At 41.3% G+C, this 21,597-nt stretch carries 16 protein-coding genes; all 16 read right to left on the reverse strand.

What is annotated here, in order from left to right; all coding sequences use genetic code 11:
* Positions 1-90: 90 nt before the first annotated feature.
* The 16 genes from ybaK to VER_RS04250 all read right to left on the reverse strand — a co-directional run bounded on the left by ybaK (position 91) and on the right by VER_RS04250 (position 21,583).
* Positions 91-579 (reverse strand): Cys-tRNA(Pro) deacylase, encoded by a 489-nt coding sequence (ybaK, locus tag VER_RS04175; RefSeq protein WP_162099623.1) that lies wholly within the window; start codon positions 577-579, stop codon positions 91-93.
* A 102-nt stretch (positions 580-681) separates the two neighbouring features.
* A complete protein-coding gene (locus VER_RS04180) occupies positions 682-1,680 on the reverse strand; it encodes a nucleoid-associated protein (protein ID WP_162099624.1) in 999 nt (332 codons plus the stop codon).
* 160 nt (positions 1,681-1,840) lie between these two features.
* On the reverse strand, positions 1,841-2,440 hold the full coding sequence (locus tag VER_RS04185) for a rubredoxin-like domain-containing protein (RefSeq protein ID WP_162099625.1): 600 nt from the start codon (positions 2,438-2,440) through the stop codon (positions 1,841-1,843).
* Positions 2,441-2,524: 84 nt separating this feature from the next.
* On the reverse strand, positions 2,525-3,445 hold the full coding sequence (locus VER_RS04190) for an NAD-dependent epimerase/dehydratase family protein (protein WP_162099626.1): 921 nt from the start codon (positions 3,443-3,445) through the stop codon (positions 2,525-2,527).
* A 16-nt stretch (positions 3,446-3,461) separates the two neighbouring features.
* Positions 3,462-4,814, reverse strand: a complete 1,353-nt coding sequence (gene brnQ, locus VER_RS04195) for a branched-chain amino acid transport system II carrier protein (RefSeq protein ID WP_162099627.1) — start codon at positions 4,812-4,814, stop codon at positions 3,462-3,464.
* 51 nt (positions 4,815-4,865) lie between these two features.
* A complete protein-coding gene (gene uvrC / locus VER_RS04200) occupies positions 4,866-6,719 on the reverse strand; it encodes an excinuclease ABC subunit UvrC (RefSeq protein WP_162099628.1) in 1,854 nt (617 codons plus the stop codon).
* Positions 6,719-9,583, reverse strand: a complete 2,865-nt coding sequence (gene uvrA, locus VER_RS04205; RefSeq protein ID WP_162099629.1) for an excinuclease ABC subunit UvrA — start codon at positions 9,581-9,583, stop codon at positions 6,719-6,721. Before uvrA ends, uvrC begins: the two co-directional genes overlap by 1 nt.
* Before the next feature lie 30 nt (positions 9,584-9,613).
* Positions 9,614-11,884 (reverse strand): excinuclease ABC subunit UvrB, encoded by a 2,271-nt coding sequence (uvrB, locus tag VER_RS04210; protein WP_162099630.1) that lies wholly within the window; start codon positions 11,882-11,884, stop codon positions 9,614-9,616.
* Position 11,885: 1 nt separating this feature from the next.
* A complete protein-coding gene (locus VER_RS04215) occupies positions 11,886-12,332 on the reverse strand; it encodes a hypothetical protein (RefSeq protein WP_162099631.1) in 447 nt (148 codons plus the stop codon).
* Positions 12,322-13,269, reverse strand: a complete 948-nt coding sequence (gene ftsY, locus VER_RS04220; protein WP_162099632.1) for a signal recognition particle-docking protein FtsY — start codon at positions 13,267-13,269, stop codon at positions 12,322-12,324. The genes VER_RS04215 and ftsY overlap by 11 nt, the downstream gene beginning before the upstream one ends.
* A complete protein-coding gene (smc, locus tag VER_RS04225) occupies positions 13,269-16,820 on the reverse strand; it encodes a chromosome segregation protein SMC (RefSeq protein ID WP_162099633.1) in 3,552 nt (1,183 codons plus the stop codon). Before smc ends, ftsY begins: the two co-directional genes overlap by 1 nt.
* A 50-nt stretch (positions 16,821-16,870) precedes the next feature.
* The gene (locus VER_RS04230) at positions 16,871-18,151 is read right to left on the reverse strand and encodes an elongator complex protein 3 (RefSeq protein WP_162099634.1); all 1,281 of its coding nucleotides are present in this window, start codon (positions 18,149-18,151) and stop codon (positions 16,871-16,873) included.
* Between the two features lie 138 nt (positions 18,152-18,289).
* Positions 18,290-19,042, reverse strand: a complete 753-nt coding sequence (gene rnc / locus VER_RS04235) for a ribonuclease III (RefSeq protein WP_162099635.1) — start codon at positions 19,040-19,042, stop codon at positions 18,290-18,292.
* Positions 19,043-20,287, reverse strand: coding sequence for a beta-ketoacyl-ACP synthase II (fabF, locus tag VER_RS04240; protein WP_162099636.1), 1,245 nt, complete (start codon positions 20,285-20,287; stop codon positions 19,043-19,045). It abuts the gene before it with no gap.
* A 38-nt stretch (positions 20,288-20,325) separates the two neighbouring features.
* The gene (locus VER_RS04245; RefSeq protein WP_162099637.1) at positions 20,326-21,282 is read right to left on the reverse strand and encodes a nitronate monooxygenase family protein; all 957 of its coding nucleotides are present in this window, start codon (positions 21,280-21,282) and stop codon (positions 20,326-20,328) included.
* Positions 21,283-21,346: 64 nt separating this feature from the next.
* Positions 21,347-21,583 carry an acyl carrier protein gene (locus tag VER_RS04250; RefSeq protein ID WP_006554975.1) on the reverse strand — a complete coding sequence of 79 codons (237 nt, stop codon included), beginning with the start codon at positions 21,581-21,583 and terminating at the stop codon, positions 21,347-21,349.
* Positions 21,584-21,597: the final 14 nt, after the last annotated feature.

Below are 21,597 nucleotides of genomic sequence, written 5' to 3' on the forward strand. Positions count from 1 at the left end.
ATAATATACCTATCCTAATCTATCCTAATACCATACCATCTAACTATAAAATAAAAATTAAAGACCCCTCTAATATCTTCATAATTTGCCCTATTTCATAGTTAATGGTTCAAAATGTGCGGCTACCACCGCTTGTAAATCCTGAGGATTTACTTTAATTTGCATCCCTCTTAGGCCAGCGCTGACATAAATTTCTGTATAACTAGCCATCGTTGCATCAAAATAAGTTGGAAATAGTTTTTTCATACCCACTGGTGAACAACCGCCGCGTAAATACCCCGTTAACCCCAATAAATCTTTAACGGCAATAAGCTCTACTGATTTATTACCACTAACACGGGCGGCTTGTTTTAAATCTAACTCGGCAGCTACAGGAATACAAAATACGACCGGTCCTGTCACATTGCCACGGCCCACTAGAGTCTTAAATACTTGTGCCTCTGGCAAATGTAATTCCTCAGCTACATGAACACCAGCACCTCGGCCTTCTTCCCATTCATAAGCAAGTACTTCATAACTGATTTTTTGCGTGTCTAACATACGCATAGCATTTGTTTTTTTATGGTCTTTCTTACTCACACTTATCGTTCCTTTTATATTTTACTACAATTATCCCAAAATCTACTATATTTTATTATAAAAATTAATTGATAACCTATTTAATCTTCATTTTAAAGGTAATCATTTATTCAAAATTTTATTAATATTCTTCAATTCAATACGTAAAGTACCATCTGGATTAGTTACAATCTCGATAAATTCGCTATTTTGCATATATTCAACGGGAAAGCTAACTTCAATCCCCGTATCAGTTTTAATTTTATGTTTTTCCCCTACTTTAGTAGCAAATTCACGGTTGACAGGTAAGGGCCGTAACATATCTTGTTCTGCAAGAGCTTTTTTAGCTGCTTCCTTCTGCTGTGGCTGATTAGCAAAGACTGTATCCACAATCGTTTCTGGATTTAACGTATCTGATACTTCTGCATTTTTCGAAATCATAGAACGAACTTTTGCCAGTTCTTCTACACCATCTCCTTCATGAGCCTTTGCTACTTTATCTACAATGCGGCGCACTTTAGACACCGTATCACGGGACGATGGATTAGTGCCAATCTGTAGTACTTTATCGCCTAAGATATACACGACTTCACCATCATACTCGCCTTTAGGTTCAAATAAGCGAACGGAAAAGTCCTCTAAATTAATGGCGCAAAAAGAACGTAATTTCTGCGTAGGACTTGGCAATACTGCTCGGTTAGGAATCAACTCCGTAGTCAAGGTGCCGTCTTCTTCATTAAATAATTGATGGGTATACGCATCATGAGCTTGACAAAGTAAAATACAAAGATATGAATTATTATCAGCTGCTTCACAAATAATCGTATCGATAATAACAGGGTCTGTAGCTTGTTTCATAAAATTAAACAAACGCTCCCCTATATCTTTGCCTAAAGTAACTAAGTCTGTAGTGCCATCCTTATATTGCTGTAAGGCCTGCCCTAATTGACTGGTTTCATTCAAATAACCGGTGCGCAAGCCAGGGTCTTTAATTCCCTTTGTCACATGGGCACTCACATAATCCTGTAAAGCCTCTTCGCCCATATTGAGTTCGTTTTCAGAATAAACAGCTAAGGACGAAGAAAAATCTAATATTTGTAATACTGCTCGATTGATTTGCATAGTCGCTCCTTAAACGGATAAAAAGTGCCTTGTTTAGCATAGCTCTATGCCAAACAAGACACTTCAATAAGTTGTAATATAATCTTCCTAAGTGGAAGAATTTGTAGAAACTGAAAAGACTTACCTTAGTGTGCTACTAATATTATATCACACTCTAAGATTAACCTTGTACGTAAGGGCCAAATAAACCAGCAAATAAGTGAGACCCTTTTTTACCTAAAATAGCAGCTGACACGGAAGCTAAAACACCTAATACAGCAATAATCAACGCATTGCCTGCATGAACTGTATAGGCATAGGCCACATAGGCTTGAATCACAGTAAGTATAAAGTATACAACACTTAAGTAAATTTTAAACTTCAACACAGGCGCTGTTGTTGTTTTATAACGAAGTTTACCACCAATATAACCAGAAATGCCACCAATAAGTACTAATAAAGGCATTACTAAGCATACCATCATAGCAAAATCAAATAAACGATAGCTTAAAGTATAAGGTACTAATAAGCCTAAAATTGGCAAACCTACAGTCAAAGCGGAACCAGCAATTGGGAAATGTACCGCAATTGGATGTAAATGTAAGTCTAATAAACGTTTACGCGTAGGGTTCAATTTGCGTGGTGTATATTCAGCCCAAACTGTTTTTGGGAACCCACAAGCTGGGCATGGTTGATCTGCTTTATCAGCCGTTTCAATATAGCCACATACACGACAAATAATATACTGAATCTTTTTTTCTTCTTGTTTTTTTGTTTCCATGTCAAACTCCTTAAAATAATTACCCTTGCACTTATTATTTCATATTTTATTTCAGTAAAGAATTTTAAATTATGTACCTTACATCTATAATTTAGTATCGAAATAATGATACGTGTTGGCTAGGCCTGTTGTCAAATTAATTTTAGGCGAATAATTTAACTCAGTCATCATTTTTTTTGTACTTAACAAGGAATGTTTTATATCACCAGCTCGTTCAGCCTCATACTGCACTTTAAAATCATGTCCCACAATGGTCTTAAAGTGAGCTACTAATTCATTTAAAGATGTACCTACTTCGGTACTTACATTGATAACCCCTACTAAATCAGGTTTATCTAACGCTGCCAAATTAGCGGCTACTACATCATCTACATAAACAAAGTCTCGTGTTTGTTCACCATCACCAAAAATTGTAATATCCTGTTGTTTTTGCAAGCGTTCACAAAAAATACTAATTACCCCGCCTTCGCCACCATTACCTTGGCGAGGCCCATATACATTGGCATACCGGAAACAAATGTAAGGCAAGCCAAACGCTTCATAGTAAAGGCGTAAATAACTTTCAGTCGTCAATTTAGTAAGCCCATAAAAAGAAGATGGGTGACCTACCATCGTTTCTGTCAATGGCAACGTTGCTAAATCACCATATACAGCAGCGGACGAAGGCATAATAATTTTAGCCACCCCTACTTGTCGACATACATTGAGCACATTAATAAGGCCCATCAGATTGACATCACAATCAAAAGCAGGGTTTTCCATAGACGTAGGTACCATTGTTTGGGCCGCCTCGTGAAACACATAGGTAGGCTTAAATTCATCTAATACGGTTCCCAATCCATCATCCCGAATATCCATTTCCACAAACTGTGCCTTAGGATTAACAAATTCACGACAACCAGTACTTAAATTGTCAATCACCAATACCGTATGACCTTGTTCAATGAGTCGATCCACTAGGTGTGAGCCAATAAAGCCAGCCCCACCAGTTACACATATATTCATACGTCTATGCCTCCTGTTAAGCAATCGTTTCAGATTTTTTCACAGCAATATATAAAAGTCCTAACACAAAACCAATAGCCGATGGTACTATCCATCCCATGCCGAGGTCAAAGAAAGGTAACATTTTATATAATTGCAAGGTACTTTGTACAAAACTTTGTTGCCCTAAAAACGACGGCAATGTATTCAAAGCATCGCCAATAGCCGCTAATAAAGCAAACACAGTCATACTTAAATATACAGCTTGACGCCCTTTAAAAATAGGGGCCAAGAATGTTAATAAAATAATAGTTATCGTCAACGGATACAATAACATTAAAATAGGAATAGCTAATGAAATAATTTGTGTCAACCCTACATTCCCAATTAAAAAGGATATAAGAGCAAATGTATAAGCATACTTCTTATAACTAATAGAATTTGGGAATAATTCGGCAAAGGTTTCAGAACAAGCACAAATTAAACCAACCGCCGTTTTTAGACAAGCTAAGGTAACTATAATAGCTAATAAAACAGCGCCAATAGAGCCAAAGTAATATTGGGCAATCTGAGCTAATGCAATACCTCCATTAGCAGACAATGGCAATACCCCTAGACTCGAAGCCCCTACATAGGCTAAGAAAGCATAAATAATAACCATTAAAATAACAGTTACAAACCCCGCTTTTACCATGCCAACAGCAATATCTTTAGGCTCTTTAACTCCCACTTCTTGCATAGCCCGAATAACAATAATACCAAAAGCCAACGCTGCTAGGGCATCCATCGTGTTATACCCTTCAGTAAAACCTTTAAAAAATGGCATTGTAGTATAATCACCACTAATAGGTGCTGTATGAATAGATCCCATTGGTGATAATAAGGCTACGACTAACAAAATTGCTAAAAATATCAAAAATAAAGGATTTAAAATTTTACCAATATACGTCATTAGCTTGCCTGGGTTCATAGAGAAAAACAAAGCTAATACAAAGAATACTAAAGTAAAAGTAGCTAAAGCTATAGTTTGTACTTCATCGCCAATATACGGTGCTAACCCAATTTGATAGGATACGGTAGCCGTACGTGGCAAAGCAAAAGCAGGCCCAATTGTTAAATATAATAACACCGTAAATAACTTAGCGTAAGTAGGATGAATTCGCGTAGCTAAATCATATAGGCCACTACTGCGGGAAATACCAATAGCCACCACCCCTAAAAAGGGCAACCCAATAGCCGTAATTAGAAAACCTAAGGTGGCGGGCCATACATCAGCACCCGCTTCCTGCCCCATGTGAACAGGGAAAATAAGATTGCCAGCTCCAAAGAACATACCAAATAGCATAGAGCCAATAACAATGGCTGAACTTAATGATAATTTACCCTTCAAAACAAAAACCTCCCAAATACCAGCCTTTATTAAAGGCTATGACTAAACTAATTAATGGGCTGTCCTCTGCGGAGCGCCTCTTTCAATAGTAGCACGCTTTTCCTCTTTCGACAAACGGAAAAACTCAAAAACAGCCTCTGCCGTTTTTTGATTCATACCTGGCACCCTAACTAACTCCTCAACAGAAGCAGCCTTTATCCCTTCTAAATTACCAAAGGCCTGCCATAAAGCTTTACGCCGCTTAGGTCCAATTCCTTCAATATGATCTAAAATAGACTCTAAATTACGTTTCCCCCGCAATTTACGGTGATACGTAATGGCAAAGCGATGAGCTTCATCACGAATTTGCTGTAATAATTGAAGTTCTGGAGAATGATGGGATAATATAATACTCTCCGACTGCCCTTCTACAAATACTTCTTCAATGCGCTTAGCTAAGGAAATAACAGGCACATCCGTTACCCCTACAGCACGAATCAACGGTAAGGCTGCGTTCAACTGCCCTTTACCGCCATCTATAATAATCAAATCAGGCATAGGCCAATCCGTCTCATTACCATAACGACGTTCCATAATTTCGGCCATAGATTTAAAATCATCAGGCTTGCCTTGCACTGTTTTTAATTTAAAACGACGATATTCTTTTTTCGCAGGCTTACCATCTTCAAAGACAACCATAGAAGCCACTGTTTCACTACCTTGCGTATGAGAAATATCAAAACATTCCATCCGCTCAGGTAAACGCGGTAAATCCAATACTTCTGCTAACTTCTTAACAGCACCACCACTTTTATCTAAATCGTATTGCCACTGTCGCCGTCGTTCGGCCAAGAAGTTTTGCGCATTTTCAGCAGCCATTTTTATTAAATCATATTTATAGCCTCGCTGTGGCACTGATACCTCTACCACTTGTCCCTTCATTTCAGAAAACCATGTGGCAAAAAGTTCCTGCTCTGGCGTTTCATAAGGAAGTAACACTTCTTTCGGCACAAAGGAAGCACCACTATAGTACTGCTTAACAAAGTCAGTCATAATAGTAACTTCATCATCCCCTTCATTCTTAATGAAGAAGTTTTCCCGCCCTAATAAACGGCCTTGGCGAATAAAGAAAACTTGTACACAAGCCATAAGGCCTTCTATAGCAAGGCCCACTACATCAATATCACCGCGCTGAGTCACCATACGCTGTTTTTCCCGCAGCTTATCTAACGCTTGCAATTGATCGCGTAATTGAGCTGCCTTTTCAAAGTTTAATTCTTCCGCAGCCATTTCCATTTGTTCCTTTAATTGATTTAATAACGGAATTGGCTTACCTTCTAATACCTGTACAATCTGCTCAATATACGTACCATATTTTTCAGGACTTACCAAACCTTGGCAAGGTGCTTCACAATAGCCCATATGATATTGCAAACAAGGACGTGGCACCTTCATATTCTGACAAGTGCGTAAAGGAAAATGACGACGAAATAATTTCAAGGTCTGATGCACCGCCGTCACATCCGTAAAGGGCCCAAAATATTTGGCCCCATCCCGCACCATCCGGCGCACCATAAGCACTCGCGGATACTCCTCTTGTACCGTTACTTTCACATAGGGATAGGTCTTATCATCGCGAAGCATAATATTATATTTGGGATGATGTTCCTTAATCAGTGTATTTTCAAGAATAAGCGCTTCCATTTCTGTCTTGGTTTGAATAACCTCCACATCCACAGCACGCCGCATCATAGCTGTCACTTTGGGTGCTCGATTGCTATCTTGCCGCACATAGGAGCGCACGCGATTGCGCAAATTAATCGCTTTACCTACATAAATAATACGCTTATATTGATCACGCCATAAATAAACACCTGGTGTCGTAGGTAAATGACTAATCTTCTCTAATACATCCTCTGTAACCATTAGTTACCTGCCTTCACCGCCGCTTTAGCAGCAGCCATAAATTTCTTAGTCTTCGCTAGTACAGGGGCTAAAAATTTACCCGTATAACTAGCGTCCACTTTACAAATCTGCTCTGGTGTACCCGTACCTACGATAGTACCCCCACGGACGCCGCCTTCAGGGCCTAAATCGATAATATGGTCCGCTGTTTTAATTACATCTAAATTATGTTCAATCACAACGACCGTATCACCACCATCTACTAACTTTTGTAACACGTCTAGCAGTTTACGAATATCCTCTGCATGGAGGCCTGTAGTCGGTTCATCCAAAATATATAGCGTTTTACCTGTACTACGCCGTGCTAATTCAGTAGCTAATTTAACACGTTGTGCTTCCCCGCCAGATAGCGTAGTCGCTGGTTGACCTAAACGGATATAACCTAGCCCCACCTCTTGGAGGGTTACTAATTTGCGATGAATTTTAGGAATGGCTTTAAAAAATTCGACTGCTTCATCGACTACCATATCAAGCACTTCCGCAATCGTCTTCCCCTTATATTTTACTTCCAAGGTTTCACGATTATAGCGGGCCCCTTTACAAACTTCACAAGGCACGTATACATCTGGTAAAAAATGCATTTCAATTTTAATAATACCATCGCCACGACAAGCTTCACAGCGACCACCACGGACATTAAAACTGAAACGACCTTGCTTATAGCCACGCATTTTGGCTTCTGGTGTTTGGCTATATAATTCGCGAATCGAATCAAACACACCTGTATAAGTGGCCGGATTCGATCGTGGCGTACGACCAATAGGGCTTTGGTCAATATTAATAATCTTGTCGATATGTTCTGTACCACGAATTTCCTTATGGGCCCCTACTTTATGATAGGAACGATATAGATGATTAGCCAGCCCCTTATATAAAATTTCATTAATTAAGGTAGATTTACCGGACCCACTAACGCCGGTGACTACATTAAACACGCCTAGAGGGAATTTCACGTTAATATTTTTTAAATTGTTTTCAGAAGCCCCACGAATTTCTAAGAAATTACCATTCGACTTACGTCGCTTTTCAGGTAACGCAATAAACTTACGACCACTTAAATACTGTCCCGTAATGGAATGCTCATTAGCCATAACTTCTTCGGCCGTACCTTGCGCTATAATCTGCCCCCCATGTTCACCAGCGCCAGGACCAATGTCCACTAAATAATCCGACGCTAGCATGGTGTCTTCATCATGTTCAACGACTAACAAAGTATTGCCCAAATCACGCAACCCTTTAAGGGTAGCAATGAGGCGATCATTATCCCGCTGATGTAAACCAATCGACGGTTCATCAAGGATATACAAAACGCCCACTAAGCCAGAGCCAATCTGAGTGGCTAAGCGAATACGCTGTGCTTCCCCACCCGATAAAGTGCCTGCATTGCGACTCATGGTTAAATAATCTAAGCCCACATTATTGAGAAACATTAAACGAGCATTGATTTCTTTCAAAATCTGATTGCCAATGAATTGTTCTCGGTCAGTTAAAGGCACCGTATGGAAAAACTCCACTGCTTCGCTAATCGTCATTTCTGTCACTTCGTGAATATTCTTCGGCCCTACCCGAACAGCTAGTGCTTCTGGTTTTAATCGAGCACCGCCACAGGTTTTACAAGGTTTAATGGACATAAATTCTTCAAAAGCTTCCCGCTGTGTATCATTCAAGGCTTCACTATGACGGCGTTTTACCATAGGCAAAATACCTTCGTACTCCGTATGGAATGTCTTTACTTCCCCACGCATATTTTCATAGTCGAAAGTTACCTTATCCGTACTACCATTCATAACTAAATCTTGTACCTTTTTAGGCAATTCATTAAAAGTAGCATTCAAATCATAGCCATGAGCGACTAATAAGCCTTCTAGTTGGCGCATAAACCATGCATTAGGATTAGAACTTAAAGGCACTACCGCCCCATCAGCAAAGGATATATTACCATCGGGAATAACACGGTCTTCATCCACTTCCATGGTACTACCAATACCCGAGCAAGCCGGACACGCACCAAAAGGACTATTGAAGGAAAACATCCGAGGCTCAATAGCTGGTAATGAAATGTGGCAATCAGGGCAGGCAAAATGTTGACTGTACATATGTGTCCGACCGTCTACTTCTTGCACTACTACTAAACCTTCCCCCCACTTAGCCGCCGTTTCCATAGAATCAGCTAAGCGACTTTCAATGCCTTCTTTTACCACTAAACGATCGATGACAATTTCTAAATCATGTTTTTTTGTCTTCGCTAACTGAATATCTTCATCTAAAGTACGAATCTCACCATCAATTTGAACTCGCGTAAACCCTTCTTTACGCAATCGTTCTAATAATTGTTTATGTTCCCCCTTCTTACCACGCAATAAAGGAGCCATAACTAAAATTTTAGTCCGTTCTGGCAACATCATTACATCATCCGTCATTTGTTCTATGGATTGCTGTGAAATGGGCTTGCCACATTCGGGACAATACGCGCGACCTACGCGGGCAAACAATAGGCGCAAATAATCATAAATCTCAGTCACTGTCCCCACGGTGGAACGAGGGTTGCGACTTGTCGTCTTCTGATCAATCGAAATAGCCGGTGATAAACCTTCAATATAATCTACATCTGGTTTATCCATTTGCCCTAAAAATTGGCGCGCATAAGCGGACAACGACTCCACATAGCGACGTTGCCCTTCTGCATATATCGTATCAAAGGCTAAAGACGATTTGCCGGAGCCACTTAACCCTGTAATAACAATAAATTTATCTCTTGGCAAGGCCACATCAATATTTTTTAAATTATGTTGCCTTGCTCCTTTTACTATAATTTCTTCTTTCACCATAACCTCCTGGCTAAAGAACATTTAGTATTAACGACGACGTTTCGGCTTCGTTTCATGAGCATCTTGCAAATCAGACAATTGCTGACGCAATATACCTAACTTATCACGAAGTTCGGCGGCTTTTTCAAATTCTAACTGCTTTGCAGCCGCTTTCATAAGTCGCGTCGTTGTTTCTATGTCATTAAATATATCTTCTACCGTAATAGCTGGCGCTACTGTCTTAGACGTAGTATCACCATAGGTAGCGGTGCCTTCAGCCACTGCTTGCAAGGAATTCTTACGCTTACCAGCACGACCAACATTACCAGACTTATCAGCTGAACTGGCGGTATGCTCAGTTTTGCTCGCTCGTTGCCTCTGCTTAGGAACGTTAGCATCGGTAGCGCCTTGCTGTCTTGACTTACTCTTAGCACCCCGCTTACTACCTGTAGTAGAACCAGAACTGTCTACCTCTTCTTCCAACTTCGTCAATTCAATTAATTCTTTAACTTCTTTACGAATGGACTTCGGCGTAATATTATGAGCCTTATTATAGGCTTGCTGTACTTCACGCCGCCGCTCTGTTTCACTAATAGCCCGCTCCATAGAACCAGTGATGCGATCGGCATACATAATAACACGCCCATGTTCATTACGAGCAGCACGACCAATGGTCTGAATCAAAGAGGTATCACTGCGTAAAAAACCTTCCTTGTCGGCATCTAAAATAGCCACTAACGATACTTCTGGCATATCAAGGCCTTCACGCAATAAATTAATTCCTACCAACACGTCAAAAACACCAGCCCGCAAATCACGAATGATGTCAGCCCGTTCAATAGTAGCAATATCTGAATGTAAATATCGAACGCGAACCCCTACTTCTTTAAGGAATTCCGTTAAGTCCTCCGCCATTTTTTTAGTTAATGTCGTAACTAGAACGCGTTCATTCTTAGCTGTGCGCTGTTTAATTTCCCCTAATAAATCATCCATTTGACCGCGAATAGGTCGTACTTCAATAACTGGATCTAGCAATCCTGTAGGGCGAATAATCTGCTCAGCTACATTTGTTTGTACTTCCATTTCATAAGTTCCTGGCGTAGCGGATACATACACAATCTGATTAATGCGCTCTTGAAACTCTTCAAATTTCAAAGGACGATTATCTAGTGCTGAAGGTAAACGGAACCCGTATTCTATCAAGTTTTCCTTGCGCGCTCTATCCCCGTTGTACATAGCACGTACCTGAGGCATAGTCACATGAGATTCATCAATAAGAATTAAAAAATCATCAGGAAAATAATCAATCAAAGTAAAAGGCGCTTCCCCCGGTTTACGATTAGAAAGCAAACGGGAGTAATTTTCAATGCCTGAACAATAGCTCATTTCTTGCATCATTTCAATATCATACCGAGTACGCTGTTCCAATCGCTGCGCTTCTAACAGGCGATCTTTAGATTTTAACAATTTTAATTGTTCATCTAATTCTGCTTCAATACGCTCTATAGCCACTTGTAACTTTTCACGAGTCGTTACATAATGCGAAGCTGGATAAATGGCTACATGCTTGCGGTCCACAATTACTTCGCCAGTCAATGCATCCACTTCAGCTAAACGGTCAATTTCATCACCGAATAGTTCTATACGCACCACCCGTTCACTATAGGCAGCAGGAAATACTTCAATCGTATCACCATGAACGCGGAACGTCCCGCGCGTAAAGTTTAAATCATTACGTGTATATTGAATATCTACTAATTTTTTTAAAATATCCTCGCGACTTTTCTCTTGACCTAAGCGCAGAGAAACCACTAAATCGCTATAATCTTCTGGATCCCCTAAGCCATAAATACAACTTACAGATGCTACAATAATAACATCACGTCGCTCAAATAAACTCATCGTCGCAGAATGTCGCAGTTTATCAATTTCATCATTAATAGACGCATCTTTTTCAATATATGTATCCGTAGAAGCAATGTACGCTTCAGGTTGGTAAAAATCATAATAAGACACAAAATATTCTACCGCATTATTTGGAAAAAAACTTTTAAACTCACTAGCTAGCTGAGCCGCTAGCGTCTTATTATGAGCAATAACCAACGTAGGCTTTTGTACCCCTTCAATAAGTTTAGCCATTGTATAGGTTTTACCAGTGCCAGTGGCGCCTAATAAAACTTGCGCCCAATCGCCCTGTTCAACGCCTTGCACTAAGGAGGCAATCGCCGCTGGCTGATCCCCCATAGGCTCAAACGGAGCTTCTACTTTAAACGGATTCATAGGTCCTTCGTAATTACGATGAATACTTGGATGTGCCATATTATTTACCTTCTTCAGCCATCAAGCGATTCGCTTCGGCAGCGGCTTGCGCTGCTTCTTCTTCGCGAACGCGCTCAATGTGTTGCTGTAATACTTTACGTTCTTCTTCATTGAGTTCCGTACGCTGACTTTCTTCTACCTGCTTTGGCGTATCCGCCCCTTCCAGTACTTCAATGAGCAAGGCCACCACTCGTTTATCAAGCCCTACTTTAGATGCTACATCACTAGCAAATGCCCATTCCTCTGCTGAAAAATTATCAATACGTTCATTCAATTCCGCCCAATTGGCCAACATAAGGCGCGTTACAGGGCGATACATTTCATTACCTACATAGGCTAATAAATCTCCTAAGGTCTCAATAGCTTCTGCAGGGGCACCATATTTATTAGCACGGTTCTCCGCCTTAGCATAAGCTACTAATTCCTCACGACTCATCTCATTTTTCATCAGTACTCATTCCTTTATCAAACAATGCATTGGCAAATTCCTTCGCATTAAATGGTTGTAAATCATCAATCTTTTCACCAATACCAATCCAGCGAACAGGAACCCCCAATTCTTCTTTAATGGAAATAACCACGCCCCCCTTAGCGGTGCCATCCAATTTAGTAACAATAATCCCTGTAATCGGTACAGCTTGACCAAACAATTTAGCTTGACTCACTGCATTTTGACCGGTAGTACCATCTAAAATTAACAAAGTCTGGTGCGGTGCTCCTGGGACCTGACGATCCGCCACACGACCAATTTTTTTCAATTCTTCCATCAAATTAGTCTTCGTATGCAAACGCCCAGCGGTATCAATAATCACAATATCCGCATTGCGTGCTTTAGCAGAAGCTAAGGCATCAAACACCACAGCGGCTGGATCCGCTCCTTCTTGGTGCTTAATAATTGGCACATCAGCTCGTTCCGCCCAAATTGTCAACTGTTCCGAAGCAGCAGCACGGAACGTATCAGCCGCTGCTAACACCACTTTTTTACCAGCTTCCTTATAATAATGAGCTAATTTAGCAATAGTCGTCGTTTTGCCTACACCATTCACGCCGACTACTAAAATGACTTCTGGCGAATGCATTTCTAAGGTTTCTTCTTGATCTTCCAAAATCTTAGTCACATATTCTTCAATATAGCCCATTACTTCATTGGTATGGTTGATTTTCCCTTCTGTAACGCCACGACGAATCTCTTTCATCAATAATTCTGTCGTTTTGCTACCTAAGTCAGCTGTAATCATAGCCACTTCTAAATCATCAAGAAAGTCATCATCAATTTTTGCATACCCAATGACTACTGTTTCAATGGCTTCTGTAAATTTTTTCTTTGTATTTTCTAAGGCATTACTAATGCCTAACATTTGCTTAGTACGATTCCAAAATCCCATTACATATCCTCCTCAATATCATCAAAGGCTACTGTTAAGAGTCGTGAAACGCCTCGTTCTACCATGGTAACACCTTGCAATACCAACGCGGCTTCCATAGTCCGTTTACGATGAGATACTACGATAAATTGCGTATCCGCCCCTAAACGTTGTAAATAACTGCCAAAGCGTTCTACATTAGCTTCATCTAAAGCAGCATCTACTTCGTCAAGCACACAGAATGGTGCTGGACGATAATCTAAGAAGGAAAAGAGCAACGCAATAACCGTCAGCGCCCGTTCACCACCTGATAAAAGGGTTAACTGTTGCCGCTTTTTCCCCGGTGGCTGAATATAAAAATCAATGCCACTAGTTAAAATATTATCTGCATCCGTTAAGACAATCTGAGCTGTGCCACCCCCAAAGAGTTGGCTAAATACAGCTTGGAAGCGGTCGCCTACAATCTCTAATACTTCGCTGAGCTGTGTAGACATAGCTTTGTCAATTTCTGCAATCACTGACTGAAGTTGTTGTTTCGCTAACTCCAAATCCGATCTCTGTTCTTCATAGAAACTTTGCTTTTTAAGAGCTTCTTCATATTCGCTTACCGCCTCTGGATTAATAGGTCCTAAGGCTTCCAATTGACTTTGTAATTGTCCCTGCGCTAAGCGCCAATCAGCGACAGCCCCATCAAGTTGAATACCTTGTGCCTCCTCTTTGGTGAAGCCTAACTCTTCTAACTTCGCCAACGCTTGGGTACTATTCATTTCATATTTAGCCAATTGTCCTTCCATCTGTAATAAACGCTGTTGAATTCGTTTTTGGCGTGTATCTAATTCCTTACGGCGTTCACTTAACGCTTCTAAATTCTGCTTCTGTGAACTATGTAATTCATAGAGATCTTGCCGCTCTGTTTGCAATGCTTGGGCTCTACTAGCTTGACCGCTATAAGCCTCCGTCAAACTCTGTAGTTGCTGTGGCAATGTTATCTCTATCAATTCTAGCTGTCGAGTTAATTGCTCTTGCAAAGGCTCCATTTTAGCAGTATTAGCCGTAATGGCCGCTTGCCATTCAGCAATTTGCGTTTGACGATACGCCTGTTGTTGGCGACTTTGTTCATAGGCAAAACGAGCTTCACTCCAGGCCGTATTGGCCATTTCTTGAGCCTGTTGTGCCTCTTCTAGTTGGCTTAACGTAACCGCCCCAGCACCTGCAGCATCCAATTGACTTTGAAGGGCCCGTAACTGTGATTCCCCTTGAGCCAACTGTTCCTGTAAGGTTTGTTGCGCTTTTTCTAATGAACTCACTTTCGCTGTATTTTCAGCTACTAACCGTTCCTTCCGTTGCTTGCGCTCACTCAACGTCTGACAAAGTGTCTGCGCTGTGAGCAATAAGGTATGAAGTTCATCCCAACTATCTTTTTCAGCGTCTATAGTCGCTACTAATGCATCCATAGCTTGCTCTTCACGTTGTAAACTAGCTTGATCAGCCGTAAGTTTCGCTTGTAACTGAACTCGCTGTGCTTCTAACGTGCTAAGCTCTTCTTTACGAGCCATTACGGATGCTTTGCGTCGTTTGGCTACCCCACCAGCCAAGGAGCCACCAGGTTGAAACTGTTCGCCCCCTAAAGTAACGATGCGAAGTTGTTGCTTGTATTGCTTCTGCAATTCAATAGCCCGTTCCATTGTATCTACTATTAATGTGCGTCCTAATAAATAAGTAAATACACCACGATACCTTTCATCAAAAGCAATACAATCTACAGCCCTACCTAATACGCCTGGTTCTTGTAAGGCTGGGGTCTGCAAGGCTTGCCCTTTAACCGTTTCTAAAGGTAAAAAGGTAACGCGACCACCTTGCGTGCGCTTTAGATAGGCAATACAATCTGCCGCAGCACGAGCCGTACTCGCTACTACATGATTAATACTACCACCTAAAGCAATATCTAAGGCTGTTACCAATTTAGGTTCCACCGTAAATAAATCACCAATGGCACCATGCAAATCACGTCGCCACGGTTCATTCGCCTGCAGAGCATTACGCGTGCCTTCCGCATACCCTTCATGTTGTTCGGTCCACTGAGCCAATACTTGCAAACGCCCTTCTACGCGTTGCTCTTCACGGCGATTAGCTTGCATAGCTTTTTCCAATTGTTGCCGACTGCGGCGTAGCTCTTGCAAAGCTTGCTGTTGCTCTGCGCGCGTTGCTTCTTGCTTTGCTTTTTTTGCTACTAAGTCTTCTTGCTTAGCTAATGCTGTCTCTTCTTCCGTCGCTACGTCTACTACTTCTTGATGCAACGTAGACACCAAATTCTGAGCGGTACCTAATTCATCCGCCACCCGTTGTAACTCAGACCGATATTTTTCAACTTGACCAACTAAAGCTAATTGCTCTTCATGACGACTGGCCGCTTCTTTTTGCACGGCCTGAAACGCCGCTTGTATAGTCTGCAATTCTGCTTTAGCCATTTCATACGCCGCTTCTTTAGCAGCTACTACCTCTGCTTGGGTTGCTATATCTGTTTCACTATCGGTAACAAGCTTTTGATGGACTAACACTTTCTGCCCATCCCCAGCTATAGTTGCTTCCATTTCATGTAAGCGATATTGTAATTCTTGTACTTCTTTAGTGGCCGACCGCAACTGTTCCTCTACGAGCTTCTTCTCCCCTTGTAACCGCTCTTCTTCACGTTGCGCTTGCGCTACCGCTTCTTCACAAGTGCGCAATGCCAACTGCTGTTCATCATTATGTAATTTTAAACTTTGCTCGGACCCAGCTACTGTAGCTAACTCCGTTTCTATTTCAATATCTTCTTGTTCTAACGCAATCTTTTCATTTTCTTGTTTAGTAAACAGGCGGTCCGCTACTTTAAAATCATGGAAGGCTAATGCCCCATCATATAGACGTTTTGCTTGGCTCAAACGACCATGTTCTTCTGTCTTAGCCGCTTTCTCTTGTAAAGGACCGATTTGTTCCTCTAAATTAGCCATTAAGTCCGCTACGCGTTCCATGTTGCGATCCGTTTGACCCATGCGGCGTAAAGACTCTTCTTTGTTCATTTTGAAACGAGCAATTCCAGCCACTTCTTCAAAAATTAAGCGTCGCTCTTCAGGCTTACTATTTAAAATCGCATCTACACGATTCTGACCAATAATAGCCATAGAATCACGGCCCAATCCTGTATCAGCTAATAAAGCCTGTATATCCTTTAAACGACAAGCCTTTTTATTAATATAAAATTCGCTGTCCCCACTGCGATAAATACGACGTGTTAACGCCACTTCTGCCAAATCGGGATGTAAGCGCTTATCCCTATTATCAAACACTAAGGTTACTTCCGCCGTACTCATGGGACGGCGTTTTTCTGTACCAGCGAAAATGATATCTTCTGCTTTTTGGCCACGTAATTGGCGCACATTTGATTCACCTAAGACCCAACGCATGGCATCGGTAATATTACTTTTACCACTCCCATTAGGACCTACAATGGCTGTCATGCCTGGTGAAAATTTTACAATTGTTTTATCAGCAAAGGACTTAAATCCCTTTAACTCTAATCGTAAGAGTTGCATGCTAACCACCTTTCCGTGAACCAAAATCACTTGTAATAACGTACCTTTTATTATACCACAGTGTACCTAATATTATCGATAATCAAACACACATTCTCTGTAATTTCCTCATAATCCTGAGCAGCTAACCCTAGCTTTTTGGCTACTTTAGAGCCCCATTCACACCAATGCCAAGTATACTGACTATAGGTTGCCTTAAAATAGTTTATATTCCGTTGCTTTTCTCCCCGTAATTTTGAGGTTAAGCAACGAGGATAGACAATCGTAATTTCTTTACTCGTCGCATTATAGTTCGTATCTATTTCAGTCTTACCTTCAACTTCACAGACAAGCTGCTTATTATACGCTGTATCAAAGGCCTCCATGTGTTGGTGTAACAAAGTTTCTAGCTTTTGTTGCCATTGATAATTAACGACTAATTCACCCATGGCTGGCTCATAAGGACCGCCTACCAAGCCAATTCCTGCATCTAGGTCAGCCGTACTTTGTAGACCTGTGCGAATCACCTCAATATGGTAACTCTCAAAATACGTTTTCAAAAAAGCACTATAACGGATAGCTTCCTCCACTGTTAGCGGTGTATACTCACCAGCTACCACAGCATCGGCGAGTTCAGTATCGGCAATAACGAGGACGGGATAAATCCTCACAAAATCAGGTCTTAACTGACCAACAGCTACAGCGGTATGTACTAAGGTTTGCCAAGTTTCACCAGGTAAACCTGGCAACAATTGTATGCCTACAGTAAGCCCTCGTTCTTGTAACCGCTGTACCGCCTCTATGACCTCCCTAGCCGTATGACCACGCTTAGCCTGAATTAATATATCTTCATCCATGGATTGCACGCCAATTTCCACCGTACTAACACCATAAGCGACTAAGACATCAATGGCTTCATCACTTAAAGCATCAGGCCTAGTAGAACAGCGAATACCATCAATGTGCCCCTCTTGTAGCGCTTCATAGGAAGGTTTTAATAAACCTTCCTGTAAATCCCTAGGTAAAGCTGAAAAACTACCACCATAAAATGCGACTTCCCAATATTTATTAGATCGTTCATTGCCTACATACTCTGCAATAGTCGCTTTTACATCTACTAAAGTCGCCTGTGCCCCGCCACTAGCAATACGATGTTGATTGCAAAAAATACACTGTTGCGGGCAACCTGCATGAGGAATATAAAAAGGAATCAAGCCATGTTTGTTACGCTTACTTTTGTTACACTTACTTGTATTACGCTTACTTTTGTTACACTTACTTGTATTACGCTTACTTTTGTTACGCTGGCTTATATTATGCTTACTTATGTCACGCTTACTTATATGGCTCATACTCACCTCGCCTAATGATGCTACCTACCATGATGGTCATCCAGAATTCAAACGATTCTTTGATACTAAACATGGAATAACACGTTTTCTATACGAAAAAGGAGCGGATTAGCCGCTCCTCTATTTACATACACCTAATTATAGCTGACAAGCACGTTTCCCTTCTAAATAGTCTAACGTAACTTGTGCTGCATTTTGCTCTGCTTCCTTCTTGCTCTTACCAGTTCCTGATCCATAGGCCGTACCTTCAATACGTACTTCCATGCAGAAAATTTTATCATGATCAGGGCCCGACTCGCTCAACAAGGTATAAGCAATCTGCTTTTCCCCTTCTTGCTGCACATATTCTTGCAACATAGTCTTATAATCTTTGCCTAATTTACCAGCTTTGGCTTTTTCAAGATATCCTTTCAAATGACTCAATACGAACTGTGCCGCTACTTCATACGATGTATTGACATATAAAGCACCAATAACGGCTTCAAAGGTATCCGCCAAAATGGAGGCCCGTTCACGACCACCAGATGTGGCTTCCCCACGACCTAACAACAAGTAGTTACCAAAATTTAATTTAGCACTACAAGTGGCTAAGGACGTTTCACATACAGTAGCTGCTTTAATTTTTGTCAGTTCACCCTCAGTCATTTGAGGATATGTAGTAAACAGATACTCGCCAATGATTAAGTCTAATACAGCGTCTCCTAAAAATTCAAGACGTTCATTATGCTTAACGCGAGCTGCTCTATTTTCATTTGCATAAGACGTATGCGTAAACGCTCTGTCGAGCAAATTAATATCTGTCAAAGGTATACGCAAACGCGCCACAAGCTCTCGAAGCGCTGCTTCGCGAGCTTGGTGCGAGATTGTCTTATGAGTCTTACGGCCGCTCAATTAGTCCTCGTAACGACGAACGAGTAACGTCGCATTGTGACCACCAAAACCAAAGGAATTGGAAAGCGCACAATTAACTTTTAACTCACGAGCCCCTTCTTTTACATAATCCAAATCAAGTTCTGGATCAGGGTTCGTCAAGTTAATAGTTGGATGGATTTTGCCAGTTTCAATTGCCATAGCCATAACAATAGCTTCAATAGCACCAGCAGCACCCAATAAGTGACCTGTCATGGATTTAGTGGAATTAATAGCTAAAGATTTAGCATGGTCACCAAATAATTCTTTGATAGCCAACGTTTCATTCTTATCATTAAGACCAGTAGAAGTACCATGAGCATTAATATAATTAATTTCGCTTGGATCAATACCAGCATCTTTAATAGCCAATTCCATACATTTGCGAGCTTGTAAACCACCTGGTGCTGGCGCTGTAATATGATATGCATCACCATTACTACCATAACCAATTACTTCCGCATAAATGTGTGCACCACGAGCTTTCGCATGTTCTAATTCTTCAAGAACTACGATACCAGCCCCTTCACCCATAACAAAACCATCACGTTCGGCATCAAATGGGCGAGATGCTTTTTCAGGTTCATCATTGCGTGTAGACATAGCTTTCATAGCAGCAAAACCGGCTACAGCAGCTGGCGAAATAGCCGCTTCAGTACCGCCTGCAAACATAATGTCTGCATCCCCACGAGCTACGATGCGGAACGCATCACCAATGGAGTTAGTACCAGATGCACAAGCTGTAATATCAGTAATGGCTGGGCCACGAAGACCAAGTTCAATAGATACACGACCAGATACCATGTTAGCAATCATCATAGGCACTGCAAATGGACTTACACGATTAGGTCCTTTGTCAAATAACGTTACATATACATCGTGGATAGAGTCAATCCCACCGATACCAGTACCAACTACAGTACCACAACGGTCACGATCTTCTTCATCCAAATCAAGTTTAGAATCGCGCAATGCTAATACAGCCGCAGCGATTGCAAATTGAGAGGAGCGGTCCATACGACGGGACTCTTTCTTCTCTACACCATATTCAGTAATATCAAAATCCTTCACTTCACCAGCGATGCGGGTAGCATATTCAGAAGCATCAAAATGCGTAATCGGACCAATACCAGATTTACCTGCTAATAACGCTTCATAAAAAGCCTCTTTACCAGTGCCTACAGGCGTTATAGCCCCTAAACCAGTAATAACAACACGTTTTTCCAATTATTTCACCTCACATGTAAACTATGCATTGAAATACATTAATCAATACGGGAAACTTCATTCAATAAACGAGCAAAGATTTCCTTAACTGGCAAAATCTCATCTACTTTGCGCATATTATTGCCGGAGAATACTAAACCATTCTCCACGTCACCTTGCTGTGCCCGTTCCAATGCTTTAATCAAACAAAATCGATGAGAGCAATGTTTTAAACAACGATCACATTCAGTTGGTGGTGGTACAGTACCATCCAATACAGTGGTGGCAAATTTATTACGAATTGCCTGTCCTGGTAGACCCACTGGACTTTCTATTAACACTACATCTTCAGCTTTGGTTGTACGTACGTACATTTTTTTCAATTCGTCCGATGCATTGCATTCTACACTAGCTGCAAAACGACTACCCATTTGGACGCCATTAGCACCTAATTTAATCATTTCTACAATATCTTTCCCGTCTAACACGCCGCCCGCGCCAATTACAGGAATATTTTTAACGGCCTTTACAACTTCAGGTACAATTTCACGAGATGAGCGATTTGTACCTAAATGACCGCCTGCTTCACTGCCTTCAACGATGACAGCAGCCGCACCTAATCCTTCGGAAATACGAGCGAGTTTTCCAGAGGACACAATCGGTACAATGGGCGTACCTGATTCTTTCCCCATACCAAACATATCACGAGAAAAACCTGCGCCTGCTACCACAAGGTCAATACCTTCTTCAATAGCGGTTCGCACAAGGCCAGCAAAACCAGAGGCTGCTACCATTGCATTTATACCAATAATACCCGTAGGTGATAATTTTCGAGCTAATTTAATTTCATAACGTAATTCATCAAATGGCATACCGGAGGCCGCAATGAGACCAATGCCACCTTCATTAGCTACAGCCGCGGCAAGACGTGCTGTAGACAATCTGATTGCCATGCCACCTTGAATAATGGGCACCTTTGCCACCAGATTTCCGATGCGAAGTTCAGGGAGCTTCACTATAAATTCCTCCTGTTACGTATACCGACTAGGGGGCGCCAAGCCCCCTAACGGTGCACAAGTCTTACGCTTCTTTGATAGAATCGATGTATTCTACCGTATCTTTCACTGTTTTAATTTTTTCAGCTACATCATCAGGAATTTCAACATTGAATTCTTCTTCGAAAGCCATGATCAATTCAACGATGTCTAAGGAGTCAGCTCCTAAGTCGTCAATGAATGTAGAATCAATCTTAACTTCAGCTTCGTCAACGCCTAACTGTTCCACAACGATCGCTTTTACTTTATCAAACGTGGTCATTGTGATTTCACCTC

This window comes from Veillonella sp. R32, assembly GCF_010093125.1.
Classification (GTDB): domain Bacteria; phylum Bacillota; class Negativicutes; order Veillonellales; family Veillonellaceae; genus Veillonella_A.

What these genes read in the sequence shown, in the direction of transcription:
- ftsY (WP_162099632.1), bottom strand. Translation starts at nt 13,269, where the DNA reads ATGGGATTTTGGAATCGTACTAAGCAAATGTTAGGCATTAGTAATGCC.
- VER_RS04190 (WP_162099626.1), bottom strand. Translation starts at nt 3,445, where the DNA reads ATGAATATATGTGTAACTGGTGGGGCTGGCTTTATTGGCTCACACCTA.
- VER_RS04185 (WP_162099625.1), bottom strand. Translation starts at nt 2,440, where the DNA reads ATGGAAACAAAAAAACAAGAAGAAAAAAAGATTCAGTATATTATTTGT.
- smc (WP_162099633.1), bottom strand. Translation starts at nt 16,820, where the DNA reads ATGCAACTCTTACGATTAGAGTTAAAGGGATTTAAGTCCTTTGCTGAT.
- VER_RS04215 (WP_162099631.1), bottom strand. Translation starts at nt 12,332, where the DNA reads ATGAAAAATGAGATGAGTCGTGAGGAATTAGTAGCTTATGCTAAGGCG.
- VER_RS04250 (WP_006554975.1), bottom strand. Translation starts at nt 21,583, where the DNA reads ATGACCACGTTTGATAAAGTAAAAGCGATCGTTGTGGAACAGTTAGGC.
- VER_RS04180 (WP_162099624.1), bottom strand. Translation starts at nt 1,680, where the DNA reads ATGCAAATCAATCGAGCAGTATTACAAATATTAGATTTTTCTTCGTCC.
- VER_RS04230 (WP_162099634.1), bottom strand. Translation starts at nt 18,151, where the DNA reads ATGAGCCATATAAGTAAGCGTGACATAAGTAAGCATAATATAAGCCAG.
- uvrC (WP_162099628.1), bottom strand. Translation starts at nt 6,719, where the DNA reads ATGGTTACAGAGGATGTATTAGAGAAGATTAGTCATTTACCTACGACA.
- uvrB (WP_162099630.1), bottom strand. Translation starts at nt 11,884, where the DNA reads ATGGCACATCCAAGTATTCATCGTAATTACGAAGGACCTATGAATCCG.